The sequence below is a fragment of the Rhodopirellula maiorica SM1 genome (assembly GCF_000346295.1).
Taxonomy (GTDB): Bacteria; Planctomycetota; Planctomycetia; order Pirellulales; family Pirellulaceae; genus Novipirellula; species Novipirellula maiorica.
In genome coordinates, this window is the sequence record NZ_ANOG01000534.1 from 22,861 (window position 1) to 38,932 (window position 16,072).

Annotated in this window: 6 protein-coding genes; 4 read left to right on the plus strand and 2 right to left on the minus strand. The window is 55.9% G+C overall.

What is annotated here, in order from left to right; all coding sequences use genetic code 11:
• Positions 1-5 precede the first annotated feature (5 nt).
• Positions 6-956, minus strand: coding sequence for a MotA/TolQ/ExbB proton channel family protein (locus tag RMSM_RS16975; RefSeq protein ID WP_008698752.1), 951 nt, complete (start codon positions 954-956; stop codon positions 6-8).
• Positions 956-4,228, minus strand: a complete 3,273-nt coding sequence (locus RMSM_RS16980) for a tetratricopeptide repeat protein (protein ID WP_040767598.1) — start codon at positions 4,226-4,228, stop codon at positions 956-958. Before RMSM_RS16980 ends, RMSM_RS16975 begins: the two co-directional genes overlap by 1 nt.
• A 607-nt stretch (positions 4,229-4,835) precedes the next feature.
• Here RMSM_RS16980 and RMSM_RS16985 point away from each other — a divergent pair.
• The 4 genes from RMSM_RS16985 to RMSM_RS17000 form a co-directional block, all read left to right on the plus strand.
• Positions 4,836-5,822, plus strand: a complete 987-nt coding sequence (locus RMSM_RS16985) for an NAD-dependent epimerase/dehydratase family protein (RefSeq protein WP_236622181.1) — start codon at positions 4,836-4,838, stop codon at positions 5,820-5,822.
• A 143-nt stretch (positions 5,823-5,965) separates the two neighbouring features.
• Positions 5,966-10,678 carry a PVC-type heme-binding CxxCH protein gene (locus tag RMSM_RS16990; protein WP_008698756.1) on the plus strand — a complete coding sequence of 1,571 codons (4,713 nt, stop codon included), beginning with the start codon at positions 5,966-5,968 and terminating at the stop codon, positions 10,676-10,678.
• Positions 10,679-10,749: 71 nt separating this feature from the next.
• On the plus strand, positions 10,750-13,839 hold the full coding sequence (locus RMSM_RS16995; RefSeq protein ID WP_160168307.1) for a CRTAC1 family protein: 3,090 nt from the start codon (positions 10,750-10,752) through the stop codon (positions 13,837-13,839).
• 337 nt (positions 13,840-14,176) lie between these two features.
• Positions 14,177-16,072 (plus strand): FG-GAP-like repeat-containing protein (locus RMSM_RS17000; protein WP_173405130.1); only part of this gene is annotated, 1,896 nt, incomplete at its 3' end.

Consider the following 16,072-nt stretch of genomic DNA (forward strand, 5'->3'; position numbering starts at 1 on the left):
TCGTTTTAATTTGCCTCACTTCGCACCTTCGGTGGCACCGGAGGTGCTGGCGGACGCGTCGGTTCCGAGTTCATCTTCGCTCGCTCGATATTGTGCAGCGTGCCTTGCAGGTCAAGTCTGCGGCGACCGACAAAATGAGCCATTCGCGGGGTGAGGTCAAAGGCGACCTTTTCAATCTGATTGAACAGTTTCGCCAAGCGGTTTTCCAGGTACTGAGCAAAAATCGCCGCCGGAATCGCCACGATCAATCCGGCCAACGTCGTGACCAAGGCGGTGTAGATCCCTTCGGACAATTGTTCGCTGCGGCTGCGATCGGCCGTCAATGTGGTCGATTCATGAAAGGCGACAATCATGCCCCACACGGTTCCCAGCAATCCCATCAACGGGGTCGCGGCGGCGGCCAAATTCAGCCATCGAATTGGCGCGGCGTGTCCATCGGCTTCGCGTTGTATGGTTTCTTTGACGGCGTCTTCGATCTCGCCTATCGGTTGCCCAGTTCGCAGCAACATCGTGCGTATGGCAGTGGCCGCGGGGGAGGGAAAATCGTTGCACGTGTGAAAGGCAATATTGGGACTGAAATTTTCCGCCGGTTCCGAGATGGCATACAGCTCGTCGACCAACGTGCGGGGAATGATTTTGTTTTGCCGCAAGGTTAGCAGCCGTTCGGTTGCCAGCGCAACGACCAACAGACTCATGATTCCAATCGGGATCATAAACCGACCGCCGCGACTGATCAGCGACAGCAAATCAATCGACGAAGGTTCGGCGATCGCCGTATCCTCAGCGGGATTCTCGTCCTGCATGACCGATTGAATCTCTGCCGCGTCAAAACGCATCTGCCCCGCGTCCTGGCTGTGTAGGACCAGGGTGTCCAGCGAGAGCATCACGAACATGGCAACCACCACGGTCAACGCGATTCGGTGCAGTCGATTCGGATTGTGATTCGTAAAATTCACTACTGTTTCAAAGCCTCTAATTGCGTTTGTGCTTTTCCCGCCAGATCGTGCTTCGGATGTTTTTCAACAACATACTGAAAGAAGTTAACCGCGAAGTTCTTTGATTTCTGTTTGGCCGCCGGGGTGCGGGCTTGCTGCATTAGCAGTTCGCTGCATCGACCGGCTTCAAAACCGCTTTTAGCTTGCCAATTCTTGATCGAATCGGAGGCTTGCTCGGCACCAAAGCCGTACATGACCCGTTGGAATTCCGGAATCGCCAGATCAAATCGTCGATCGGCGAAATGAATTTCACCGATCATAAAACGTGCCCGCGCCGCGATTTCGTTGCGGTAATTGTCAGCGACTTCGCCGAACCACTGCAACGCCTTTTCATTGTCACCGGTCTGTTGGTAGGCAAATCCGGTTTCATAAAAGACCTGGGCCAGATACTGAGTGGACGGAAAACGCGCTCGCAGCTCGTCGTACCACTGGATCGCTTCGTCCCATTTTTTTAATTGGGCCGCGCTCTGGCCTCCGTGCAGCAGCACGAGCTCTCTGGCTTGTCGATCGGCCGGGTCCCGCACGGTTTTTGCAGTGTCGTTGTCGGCTTGGATCTGCTTTCGCGCGACCTCGAATCCGCGAAGGGCTTGTTCGTAGTTCCGTTCGTTAAAGCGACATTCGCCGACCATCATCAAGGCGTCAAATGCGAGCGAGCCGTCGGGATGCTTTTCGGCTTGTTGTTTGAACGCGTCGGCGGCTTGATCAATGTTCGCGGCTTTAAAATGCGACCAACCCAATCGATAGTATGCCTTTTCGGACAATTCAGAATCGGTGGCGTTTTTTGCCGAGGCCAGGAAGTACTTGGCCGCTTCGGACCAATCTTTCTTCTGGTAATAATTTTGCCCAACAAAGTAGGCCGCTTCCCCCGTCAACGATGTATTCGGGGACTTGGCAATCAATTTCGTAAACGAATCCACCGCGGCTTGCTGTTGTCCTGACTCGCGATAGGACCATCCCAATTCGTACAAGACTTTGTCCAAATCGGGATAGTCAGGGACTTCGGCGACCAGTCGCTCGAGCCGCTTGGCCGCTTCTTCGGGCTTCTTCTGTTTCTGATCGATCAGTGCTAATTCGTAGAGCACATGCCCCAGATTCATTCCTTTGGGGTCGAGCGCTAAATAGGCTTCGAGGTCTTGGCGTGCGGCATCGTTTTGATTTAGGTTTCGTTCCGCAATGCCTCGCGCCAATAACGCTTCGGGACGGATTGCATGCGATCCGTAGTCGCTTAGTAGCGTGTCGAGCGACTTCATGGCATCGTCGTATTTCCCGTTCTCCATCAACAATTGAGCACGACTGTAATACGCATAAGGCATCAACCCCGGATCGGCACCCGAAGCGATGATCTGGTCGTAGTACTCGATCGCCTCTTGTGAATTTTGTTTCGTGCTGGCGAGTTGAGCCAGTTTGAATCGAGCCTGATCCGCCATCCGGCTGCTCGGATCTTCTTTGATAATCGTGGACCAAGCGGCTTGTGCCGCGGCGCTGTCCCCGGACGCAAACAAGGCTTGGCCGGACATCAGCAACGCTTCGGATGCGCGAGGCCAACTGGGGTCCGCCTCATGAGACGCGCGAAACGCTTTGGCGGAATCGCCAGCGTTGCCCGCCATCAAATAGGCTTGACCGAGTAACAGCTGAGCTTCGGCTCGCTGTGCTTTCTCAGGCAGTTGGCCCGCTTCTTTTTCGAGCATCGCAATCGTCTCGTTCATCCGGCCGGCCGTGTTCAGGGCGGTGGCGGCGCGGACAATCCAAATCGGACGCTGCTGAGTGTCCGACGGATCCGAATCTTCGACCAATTCCTGGAACAGATCCGCTGCCGCGGCCGCATCGCCCATCAAAAACTGGCTCTCGGCTTTCACAAAGCGAACGTCCGGAGCAAGGGTGTCGGACGGGAATTTCTTGAGAAACTCGGTCGCCAGATCCATTGCCCGTTGGGATTCGTTTAGCTGCAGCGCCGAGAATGCTGCGTTGTACAGCGCTCGTGGGGCGAGATCGTCTTTCGGTGCGTCGCGGTACGCTTTCTCAAACGCTTCGAGCGACTCCTGCAGCGTGTCTGGGGTCATCGCCAAGGCTTCCGCCAAATCCAGCTTTAACGCGACGACAAATTTGCCTTCGGCCGCCTTGTCGAGCTGTTTTTTCGCGATCGTCAACGCGGTGGCAGCGTCCCCTTTGCCAAGGTGTATTCGCGCCAACCAGTGTGCTGCTTCGGTCGATGCTTCGGGATTATTCTGCTCTAAAACTCGTTCAAACCGTTTCGCCGCTTCGTCGATATCGCCACTGCGATAGGTGCTCTGTGCCGATGCGAGCGTGGCCGATGCCGTGTACGGAGAATCAGGAAAATCGTTCAGCAGTTGTTCATATTTCTCGGCTGCTTCGCCTGGCTTGTTTGCTTGCACCAACGCAAACGCTTGCCGGAAAATCGCGTACGATAGATCTTCGGTATTGTCGGTCGATTCGATCGCAGCATCAAACGATTCGATTGCCTCGTTGTAGTTTTTCTTCATGATCGCGGTGTCGCCGATCCGCAGATGGACATCAGTGACGAGATCGCTCTTTTCGCAGCTGCCTAGTAGTTGGCGAAACGAAGCGACCGCGTTGTCAAATTGGTCGAGCTCTTCATAGGCAACGCCTCGTGCGTACAGGGCGTCGCATCGCAGCGGAGACTCCTTCGCTGTGGGCAATGCTAATAATTGGTCGTAGTTCGCGACCGCTTTCTTGGCATCCCCCAACCCGTAGGCCGCTTCGCCACTGTAGAACAACGCACGATCGAGAAACGCACTTTTGGGAAATTCGTTGCGAAGCGTTTCAAACGCTTGAATCGATGCTCGCAATCGATCTTTATCTCGATTCGGAGCCTCGCCGGCAGCGGAATACAGACACCAACCGCGGTTGACCAAACTCTCTTCGCGTAGTTCGTAATCCGAGTCTTTTAGTGCTCGAGCAAACGCGTCCGAGGCCGCGACGTAGTCGGGAGTCTCTTGCTGCATATAACAAACGCCCAGAAAATGGGCCGCTTTGGACGCCATCGGGTCCTGCGGGTACTCCTTCAAAAAGCGTTGCCAGTGCTCGATCGCTAGTTCCAGGGCGCCATTGGTCTGAAAATTTGCGGCGTCCGCGTAGGCGGCGATCGATTCTTCGCTCGATTCTGCTGCCCAAGCACGCTCGCCCAAACTACTCATGCCCAACAATACAACGCAGGCAAGCCAACCCAAAATGGATTGCCGAGAAGCATCCATGCTAGAAAAATCGATTCGGAACAGGCAAAAGCGGACCTGCGTTTTCAACACGAACATGACCCCCCCGGATGAGCGTAGGTGTTTCAGCAAATTTTGGAACGGTGCGAGCCTGTTATTAAAACGAGAACCGTGCAATCTCGTAAACGACTAATTCTAACGAGATGCCGCCACAGGCGATAGTTTCGCGATCAAGCCCACTACAGTTTAACAGGAGGCCCGATTTGTTAGCATCCGTGTAATCTGGAAACCTCTCCTACACGGCACTTTTATGCTGATACCGATCCTCGGTGGATTAACTTGACGAAAGCAAAGGTGGAGACAAAAAGAGCTCGATCGAGCGATTGTGGTGGCTCGATGCTGTGGAAGTTATCGCATAGCGAGATGCTTCGGCGATGATCGCAATGTGTCGACATTGCTCTGTCGGCGGTTTAGCTGCCCGTGTCGCTCGTTAGCGGTATGCCGCCTTTTGTCCAGGCAATTGGGGGCAGATAGGGGCAGTGGGCGGTTCGCCCCGATACGTCATGCGACGCTTCGGCTACACTAAACGGCCACGGCGAGTTTTTCTTCTTGCGAACTTTTTCTTCTCTTTTTAATGATCGGATCAACGGTGAGTGAACTGACTTCGGTAATCACAGGTGGTGCGGGATTTATTGGTTCGCATTTGACCGAATCGCTGCTTTCGCAAGGACACCGCGTGATCGTGGTCGATGACCTGTCGACCGGACGCAAGAACAACATCGAGGGGCTGCTAGAGAATCCCAACGTCGAGTACATCGAAGGTTCGGTCACCGAGGCGGCGTTGGTCAACGAAGTGGTCGATCGCGCCGATCGGGTTTACCACTTGGCAGCAGCCGTCGGCGTGGCGTTGATTGCAAAACAGCCGATTCAAACCATCGAACGCAACGTCTATCCGACTCAGTTGATTTTAGATCGATTGGGCGAACGAGCGAGCAAGGGAAAATTTGTTCCGTGTTTCATTGCCAGCACCAGTGAAGTGTATGGCAAGAACCCCAAAGAGGTTTGGTCCGAAGAAGACGATCTTGTCTTTGGTGCGACCACCAAGCCGCGATGGAGTTACGGGGTTTCGAAAGCAATCGATGAATTTCTAGGACTCGCGTTCTACAAAGAAAAACAGTTGCCCGTCGTCGTCGGCCGCTTCTTTAACGTCGTTGGCCCACGTCAAACCGGAGCCTATGGAATGGTGTTACCGCGGTTTGTTGAGGCGGCACTGCGCGGAGGCCCGTTGGTGGTGCATGACGATGGGAATCAAGTGCGATGTTTTGCGCACGTAGACGATGTCGTCCGAGCCGTATCGGATCTGGTCAACAAACCGGATACCGCAGGTCGCGTCTATAACATCGGTAGCGATGTGCCCGTGTCGATTTTGGAATTGGCCCAACGTGTGGTCGAGCGAGTCAATCCGAAAGCGACAATCGAGTTCCAAACGTATGCTGACGCGTACGATGATTCGTTCGAAGACATCCGCCGCCGCGTGCCCGATCTGACTCGGATTCGTGAAGCGATCGGCTATGCACCGACCAAAGATCTCGACGGGATCATCGACGCGGTCGCCAAATACCAATCCTCGCTGTAGGCATCTCTTCACTGCTGGCGTCACCCCCCTCCGGCATCGCGACCCGTTATACTCATCGATCCCCCCTTGGCGAAAATGTCTTTCGCTAACATGGCCGGGCAGCTGATGCCGGGCCAGTATCCTCTGGATCGGAGAGTGATTGAATGGTTGTCGTGCGTCACATGTTCATTGCCACGCTGCTTTTGACTTCCGCTCCAGCCGTTCTCGCCACGGACCCGGTTGGGGTGGACTGGGAAACCCAGCGGCTTTCAAGCGAATTCTTCAGCGAAGGAGCCACCTCAGGTGACTTCAATCGCGACGGAGCACCCGACATTGCCTCAGGGCCGTTCTGGTATGCCGGACCGGACTTTAAAACCTCGCATCGCTTTTACGCCCAAGACGCCTTCGACCCTCACGGTTACTCGAACAACTTCTTTGCCTACACCGACGATTTCAATGGCGATGGCTGGGATGACGTATTGGTGTTCGGTTTTCCCGGCAAGGATGCATCGTGGTTTGAAAATCCCAGGGGGGCCGATCGTTTTTGGCCTCGGCACCAAGTGCTCGATCGTGTCGATAACGAATCGCCGACGTTCGTGGATATTACCGGCGATGGCAAACGCGAGATCGTTTGTAGCCAAGACGGCTATTTCGGGTTTGCCGAAATCAATTCAGAGTCGCCTGAGTCGCCGTGGCAATTCCGACGTCTCTCGACCAACGTCGCCGGCGGCAAATTCACTCATGGACTTGGCATCGGTGATATCGATGGCGATGGCCGCTTGGACGTGATCGAAAAAAATGGTTGGTGGAAACAGCCTGATTCGCTTGAGGGGGATCCGTCGTGGCAGCAACACTCGTTTGCGTTTTCGCCCGGCACCGGTGGGGCACAGATGTTTGTTTCGGATGTCGATGGCGACGGCGACAACGACGTGATCACGTCGATCAACGCTCATGGTTTCGGTCTGGTATGGTACGAACAAATCAAAGCCGATCAAAAGATCACGTTCAAGTCACATCGGATCATGGGAGCAACGCCAGCCGAAAATCCGTACGGCGTCTGTTTCTCGCAAATCCACTCCGTCGAGCTTGTCGATATCAACGGCGACGGATTGGATGACATTTTGACCGGAAAACGGCACTGGGCCCACGGACCGCGAGGTGACGCCAATCCCAATGATCCGGCCGTCGTGTATTGGTTCGAGTTGTCTCGGTCCGCCGCAGCTGAAGACACGAACAAGGATAGCGTCGAGAGCCGTATCCAGTGGATCCCGCATTTGATTGATGATGATTCAGGCGTCGGAACCGAGGTGAACTTCGCCGATCTGGATGCCGATGGTGACTTGGATGTCTTCGTCGGCAACAAGAAAGGGACGTTTGTGCACCGGCAACTGCGTCACCCTGCCGCCGACGCTGCCGCGTCCAACGACGCGCCTCGTCCACGCCGCTTGGACGCTCGTCCCGCCACCAGCGGGCTTCCTGAAAATGAGGGGCTGTCGCCTCAGCAGGCTGCCCAAGCGATCACCGTTCCCGAGGGCTTTCGCGTTCAATTGGCTGCGGGCGAGCCGATGGTGCATCAACCGATTGCCATGACATTGGATGATCGCGGCCGGTTGTGGATCGCCGAAGCCTACACCTACCCGACCCGTGCTCCGATGGGCGAGGGAAAAGACAAAATCATCATTCTGGAAGATGACGATCACGACGGCGTGTTCGATTCACGAACCGTCTTTGCCGAAGGCCTGAATCTGGTCAGCGGTCTCGAAGTCGGATTTGGTGGCGTTTGGGTCGGCGCGGCTCCCTATTTGATGTTCATCCCCGATCACGACGGCGATGACGTTCCCGATGGTGAACCCGAAATTTTGCTCGACGGTTTTGGATACCAGGACACCCACGAGACACTCAACGCCTTTATTTGGGGGCCTGATGGTTGGCTCTATGGTTGCCACGGCGTATTCACGCATTCCAAAGTCGGACGGCCGGGCACCGCCGATGCCGACCGCACGCCGCTGAACGCCGGTGTGTGGCGATACCATCCCGTCCGTCATACGTTTGAGGTTTTTGCCCACGGGACCAGCAATCCTTGGGGCGTTGATTTTAACGAATACGGGCAATCGTTTATTACCGCGTGCGTGATCCCGCACATGTATCACATCATCCAAGGCGGGCGATACCAGCGGCAAGCAGGCCGCCATTTTGATCCCTACGTCTACGATGATCTGAAAACGATCGCAGACCATGCTCATTATGTGGGCCGCATCGGTGATCATGCCTGGTGGGGCGGCCGCAACGAAGCGAGTGCACATCATGACACCAGCGCTGCCGGTGGGGGTCACGCTCATTGCGGTGCGATGATTTATTTGGGCGACAACTGGCCGATGCAGTATCGTGGGTCGATGCTGATGGCCAACATTCATGGCAACCGGATCAATAACGATTTGTTACGTCGCTCGGGCAGCGGCTACGTTGCCTCGCACGGAGCCGATTTTCTGTTCGCCAATGATCGATGGTTCCGGGCGATCAATATGAAATATGGACCCGATGGCAGTGTCTATCTGATCGATTGGTATGACAAGAATGCTTGTCACCGCACCGACCGCGAAGTCTGGGATCGCACCAATGGACGCGTCTTTCGGATCCGCTTCGGCAGCACCGAGTCGAAGTCGGTCAATTTGTCCAGCGAAGACAATGAAACTCTGGTGGCCTACCACACTCACGACAACGAGTGGTTTTCGCGAATGGCCAGACGAATTTTGCAGTCGCGATGTTTTGCTTTGGGAACGAGGACGCCTCTGGACGCAAGGCAAAAAGAGCAGCTCGCCGTGTCACTCGAGGCGTTGGCGTTTGGTCCGCACGAAGTGCCGGTACGACTGCGTGCCGTTTGGACGCTGCACGCATGTGGGCTGTTAACAATGCAGCACATCGAGCGACTGCTTGACGATCAAAGTCACAAATCCGAGTACCTGCGGGCTTGGGCGATCCAGTTGGAAATGGAAGATTCAAATACTTCGCTGCTACAAAAGTTGGCCAAAATGGCGGCGATGGAATCCTCTGCCCACGTACGCTTGGCGTTGGCAAGTTCGCTGCAGCGATTGCCGAACCGAGATCGTTGGCCGATTTTGTCGGGACTTCTTCGGCACGCTGATGACGCCGCTGATGCGAATTTGCCGTTGATGCTTTGGTACGCTGCGCAGCCGTTGGTCCTCGAGGATACGCCTCGTGCGTTGGCGCTGGCGAAACAGTCGCGTCTGCCCATCGTGCGGCAATTCATTTATCGGCGAGCAGCGACCGATCCCGCGGCGATCAATCACTTGTTGACCGAGCTCGCAACGCTCGATGACATTGAAACGCAAAAAATGGTGTTGACCGAAATCACTGCGGCGATCGCCAATCAAACTCGCTTGAATATGCCCAAACAGTGGCCTGCGGTCTACGAAAAACTGGCTGCCAGTGGCGATCGGCAAATTGCATCTCAATTGCAAATGATCACGGTCAAATTTGGTGACGCCTCGGTCTTTCCGCAACTGCGGGACATCGTGACCAATACCCAGCTCGATGCAAACGCGAGGTCCAGTGCTCTTGCGGCGCTGCTGCAAGGGAAAGACAAACAGCTGTTGCCGATTCTGGTTTCATTGTTAGATGACAAGCGGTTGCGAGGCCAATCAATTCGCGGCCTGGCCAACTACGGTGACCGTGAGGGAGCCAAGGCGATAATCGAGCGTTACGGCCGTTTTACCAGCGACGAAAAATCCGATGCGATCGCAACGCTTGCTTCGCGAGTCACGTTCGCCGCCGAATTACTCGCCTCAGTTTCTGAGGGCAAGATTCCACGCGGTGACTTGTCGGCGTTTACCATCCGGCAAATTCAATCACTCGGTGACGATTCGTTGACTCAGCGTGTGAACGAAGTGTGGGGAACCGCAAGAACATCGCCTGCCGAGAAACTCGAGCAGATTGCACGTTTAAAGCAGCAGCTGACCTCGGAAGTGCTCAGCAAAGCCGATCTGTCGCACGGCCGTGTCCTGTTCAACGAAACCTGTGGTAAATGCCACCGCTTGTTTGGCAGCGGCAGCGACATCGGACCCGATATCACGGGATCCAACCGTGCCGATATCGATTACTCGCTGCAGAATATCATTGATCCCAACGCGTTGATCGGACGCGATTACCAAGCGACGCAGGTGCTGACAAGTGACGGACGTGTGATCACCGGATTGCTGAAGGATGAATCGCAAACGGCACTGGTGATCCAAACCGCCAATGAAAAAGTCGTTGTCGACACCGCAGAGATCGAAGAGCGAATGCTTGCCAAAACTTCGATGATGCCCGAAGGCCAATTAGATCCGATGTCCGCCGATGAGGTGCGAGATTTGATTGCTTATTTGGCCAGTCCCGTTCAGGTTCCGCTGCCAGGTTCGGTACCCGTCATCGATCCCAAAACGAACCGCGTGTCCGGTGTCGTCGAGGCGGAAGTATTGACGTCATGGACGGTGACCCATGGAAGGGTGCAACCACAAAATATGCGAGGGTTCAAGGCCGGGCGATGGAGCGATGGGACGCATCTGTGGTGGACCGGCGGCAAACCCGGTGACAAATTGGTGTTGTCCGTGGACATCGAGAAAGCAGGGACGTACGAAGTCTTTGTGGCGATGACCAAGGCTCATGATTACGGCATCGTTCAATTTTCCATCAACGATTCGCAGGCGTCCTCGCCGATCGATCTGTTCCACAAAACCGACGTCGTCGCGACCGGCCCGGTGTCGCTGGGCACACATCTGCTGGATCAAGGTGCCAACAAAATCCAAATCGAACTGACTGGCGCCAACCCCGCTGCCACACAAGCGTTCATGTTCGGCCTGGACTACATCTACATCAAATGAGGTTTCGGTATAATGAGGGATTACCTTCTTCCCGATTTTCTTTTCCTTCCTCATTTGAAGATGCCTCCAACGTGATTCAATTCTGCGGTCCTGCTGATCGCTGGGCGATCCTCTCTGTATCCACCGGCCTCTCTGTATTCCCGGCGATGATCGCTCTGTTGCTGTTCTCGGTCGGTTGTGAGCGGCGTGCAGATCCGACGCCAGTCGCTACACCGAATCAGCCCCTCGAGTCGCAGGCTTCGGCCCCGCGTGTGGAATCGGGAGCGCAGTCGGCTAGTGATCCTGAGGTTAGCGTTGACGAGATCAAGCAGTGGATTGACGAGGGCGAGTTTGAAAAAGCGGAGCAAGGACTCCGTCGTCGACTGGCCATCGACCCTACCGATCCGCCGTTGTTGTTTCTTGCGGCGCGGTGCAGCTACGAACGCGGGGAGTTGAGCAACGCGTTGGAGTATTTATCGCTGATTCCCGAAGACCATCCTCAAGCCGGTTTGGCGGCTCAGGGACAGGCTGCGGATTGGTTGATGCAGGCCGGAAGGCTGCCCGAGGCGGAAGTCCGTTTTGAAAAGATGATCCAGCGATACGGCAATTTGCCACCACTGCATCGCCGCATGGCGTCGCTTTTAAATTCCCAAGGTCGACGCGTCGAAGCCGCCGAGCATGTCCGTCAATTGATTCGGTTGGGCGATGTCACTGAGAAAGAACTGTTAAGTTTGACGACACTCAGTGTCCCCTTTCATGACGAACAGGTTGATCTTGTTTCGGGATCACCGCTGCATCAATTGGCTCGTGCCAAGCGGATGCTGGTCCAAGACGATGTTCCTCAGGCACGACAAATCGCAGAGAGACTGTATGCCGATTTTCCTGAATCAACCGCAATCGCGGCTTTTGTAGGCCGAGTCTACAACGTGATGCAGGCCGACGACCTGCTTGCCAATTGGGGTGCTGCGTTGCCCTCGGGAATTGAAACCGAGCCAGAGTATTGGGCCGCGCTGGGCCAATGGATGTTGCGGCGAGGGGAACCAAAGGTGGCGGTTCGCTGTTTGAGCGAAGCGGTCGTGCGAGATCCAACCGATCGTGTGGCTTATCTGCGATTGGCCGAGGCGTTGGCGGCAGCCGGGGATTCCGCGGCCGCAGAGCGGGTGGCAGATCGTCAGCAATTGCTACAGCAGTGTTGGCAATGGGCCATCAATATCGGCTTTGGCAGAGACTCGCGACACGAAGACATGCAGCGGCTGGCTGAGAAGTTGAGCGAAGTGAATCGTCCTTGGGAGGCAGTGGCGTGGGAGTTCATCGCAGCACATGATCGCAACGAACTCGATCAAAAGCTGCCCGGACTTCGCGAAAAACGTGCGGAATTGGCCGAGCGTGACCCTGGAATGGACGACACGCTTTTTTTGACCTGCGGCGTCGACCTTGCGGAGTATCCGCGGCCGGATCTGCAATCGCTCGCCGCCGAATTGCCAACCACCGTGTCGACCGCTGCAACCGCCTCGAACCGTTTTCAGCTTGATCCGGTCTCCTCAGCAAACGCTTCGTTTGGCACGCCATTCACTTCGGCCGCCTCGATCAAACTTGTCGATGTTGCAAAAGAACGAGGCATCGATTTTCAGTATCTCAATAATCATTCGGACAACGACGCCCACATCGTGATGTACCAAACCGCCGGTGGGGGCATCGCAGCGTTTGACTTTGATTTGGACGGATGGACCGATCTTTATTTTTGCCAAGCTGGCGGCTTGCCAAACGTCGCCGACGGATCGCAGCCGAACCGGCTGTATCGCAATCTTGCTGGACAGCAATTTGTTGATGTGGCGGGTGACGCACGGACCGATGACCGAGGGTACGGCCAAGGCGTGGCCGCAGCGGATTTAAATCAAGACGGTTTTCTCGATCTCGTGGTTGCCAACATCGGTGAGAATGTCATCTACATCAACAACGGCGACGGCACCTTTACTGAGACCACGATCGCAGGATCGGGCGGCTGGACCACCAGCATCGCAGTGGGGGATCTTGATGGGGACGCCTTGCCTGAAATCGTTGAGATCAATTACATCGAGGATCCAGCGGCATTCACCGCTGAGTGTTGGGGACAGGGATTTGACTGCACTCCGCGGATTTTTCGGCAAGCAAACGATCGTGTTTTACGGCGTGATGCCGATGGCAATTGGCAACCCTGGGAAAGCGGTAGCCGTTTTGCCGAAACGCCGAACTACGGTTTTGCGGGCGTGATCGCAAACTTCGATCAATCCGCAGGCAATGATCTGTTTATCGTTAACGATACCAAGGAAAACCATTTTTGGGTCAGCCGCGATGGCGATGTCTCGTCAAGGTTCGGCGTCGCTAACCAAGCGGCGCTACGAGGCTGTGCCTCCGGTGCAAGTGGTGAGGAACAGGGGTGCATGGGGATCGCCGCGGGTGATTTTGATCGCAATGGCCTGTTGGATTTGCATGTGACCAACTATTGGCAGCAACCCGCCAATCTGTACCTGCAGCGCAGCAGTGGCTTCTTTACCGACTACGCGGCGCAGTACGGAATTGCCGAGCCGAGTCGAGCGACGGTGGCCTTCGGAACGCAAGCGTCCGACTTTGATCGTGATGGTTGGTTGGACCTTGCTGTTTTGAATGGGCACGTTTTTGATCCGGTGGAAAATAACACTCCCGAGGTCCCCTTTCGAATGCCACCGCAGTTGTTTCGCGGCGCCCGCGGCGGATTTGCGTTAGACGCACAAGCCACCGAGGCCGATTTGTTCTGGTCCACACCGACGCTCGGCAGAACGTTGGCGAAGTTGGATTTTAACCGCGATGGACGCGAAGACTTGGTGGCAAATCATCTCGACGCCTCGCTTGCTTTGCTGGAAAACCAAACCGCAGGCGGGAATTGGTTGCGACTCGATTTGGTGGGCGTCACAAGCGAGCGTGATGCCATCGGAGCTCACGTGACCGTACGGCAAGCCGACGATGTGTGGCACGGCTGGGTGATCGGTGGGGATGGCTATTTGTGCACAAATGAGCCGACCGTCGATTTTGGGGTGGGAGACTACTCGCAGGTCGCCGAGGTCAAAATCCAGTGGCCCTCGGGAGCTCAGCAGGTCTTTACCAATGTTGACACGAACCAAAGCTATCTCGTGGTCGAAAATGATGACCGTCTGGTTCCCCGCTAGGCCGGTCGTCCTTTGGCACTCACCGGCAGGTGTTTGTAGCGGTGCGGCGCAAGCCGCCCGGTCTAATATCGAACGTTTTATTCGCTGCAACCGGGCGGCTTGCGCCGCACCGCTACCCAAAGTGGATGGCATTCGGCAGTCGCCGGCGGGGACCCTCTCACCGGCGTCCTACTTCGCTATGGTAGGGAACGCTGATTCTATAAACAAAGGTTGGGCGGGGATGGTTCCCCTGCAATTCGGTAATGCGTGGCGCTGCGAGACAAACGCGGCCGCGTGATGGATGCGCTGTTTTTGATCGATTCTGCGAGCTGGGTGCAAATCACCCTGTTTTTTGATAATGAATTCTTTGCCCGATTTGTCGTGTGAAACTAGCTTGGCGGCGAGCACACAGATTGCTCCGTCGCAACAAGCATTTTGGGGTGCTCGCTCGCGATGGTTGCGGGCGGGGCTTTGTTTAGCGGCGCTGACGTTCCTCGGATGCGGACGCGATGCGGCGGAGTCCTCGTCCGAAACAGTCGTTCCAGAGAGCCAACCCGCCGTTGCCGCGGATGTCGCCGCTCGCCGCGCATTGCAGCGAGGTGACTTGTCCGCCGCCCAGGCAAAGATTCAGGAATCGCTGCTGGTCCGGCCCGATGATCCCGCCGTTCTAGAGCTTGCGGGCGATGTTGCCGCGGCGTCGGGTAGATTCAGTGAAGCGGTCCCGCTGTATCAATCCGCAGTCGATCATTCAGCCAAAGCATCGCTGGCGTTGTTGGACAAAGTCGGCAAAGGCTGGATGCAACTTGGCCGGCCGTTTGAGGCGGTGCGGATACTTGAATCTGCTGTGCAGCACTACCCAAAACAGCCCTCGGTCCGCACCGATCTGGCCGGGCTGTTGGCGGCACTCGGGATGCAGCGGGAAGCGGCGCCGCATCTGCAGTGGCTTGTCATGCGAGGTCACGCAGGCGTCAGCGAACTGATTATGTTGTCTGACCTGGCCCGGCCACAAAGTGATGCCGCGATCAGCGAATATTCGCTCGAGCATTTTCCCGCCGACCTGCGTCCGCAGTTTTCACTGTCTCGCGCCGACGCCTATCGAGAAGACTGGGGCAAGGTGCGCGAGCGACTTCGACCGGTCGTTGCGAAGTATCCCGAGTTCACCGTTGCTCAAGCTTATTACGGTCGCGCACTCGTTGAGCTTGGTGACGAAGAAGCGGTCGAATCTTGGGCGACGTCGCTTCCGCAGGGCATCGAAGGCGAACCTCAGTACTGGATGGCCGCCGCGGTGTGGGCAGAACGTCGTGGAGACGCCAAGCAAGCCGCACGTGGTTATTGGCAAGCTGCAAAAAGCGCGGCCGACAATGCCGAGGCGCTTAGTCGTTTGGCCATCGTGCTGGCAGAATTGCAGATGGACGCGGAATCACGAGCGATTTCCGAGCGTGCGGGGAAGTTGGCTTTGATGCGGGATGCCGTCGATCTACTGCACTCTCGGCAAAACAATTCGCAACAGATCGCGGTCCGTGTTGCCAAGGCAATGCAAGAACTCGGCCGCCCCTGGGAAGCTGCCGGATGGCTTCGTGCCGGGGCGTTGATGAATCGCGAACTCGACCCGTCACTACGTGAGGTTTATGCGTCGGTTCGCGGGACGTTGACCGCGAAAACGCCCTGGCAGTTGCCCGAAAGCAAGATTGCAAACGATCTCGATTTGTCCCACTTTCCAGAGGTTCGCTGGCGTGGTGCGACGCGGAGCTCGATTGTCAGCGTCACCGATTCGGATGCCGAAGGACGTGGGATTCGTTTTGAGGAACAGGCCGCTGAGCGGAATCTGAATCACGTCTGCGTGGTCGAAAAGCCCGCTCGAGGCGAAGCGGGATTGTGGATCTATCAATCAGGTGCCGGCGGTGCGGCGGCGATTGACTTTGATCTGGACGGTTGGATGGATGTCTATCTAACCGCGATGGATGGCGACCCCCAGCAAACCAATTCAGCACCGAATCGGTGTTTTCGAAATTTAGCCGGACAATTTTCGGATGTTACCGAGTTTGCGCAACTCGGGGACACCGGATTTGCACAAGGACTTGCGGTCGGGGATATCAACAGCGACGGATTTGATGATCTGTACGTCGCCAATTATGGACGCAATCGCTTGTATCAGAACAACGGCGATGGCACCTTTACCGATGTGACGGACGATGCAGAGTTGAGCCACGATGATTGGACCACCTCAGTTGCCATTGCTGACATCGACCAAGAC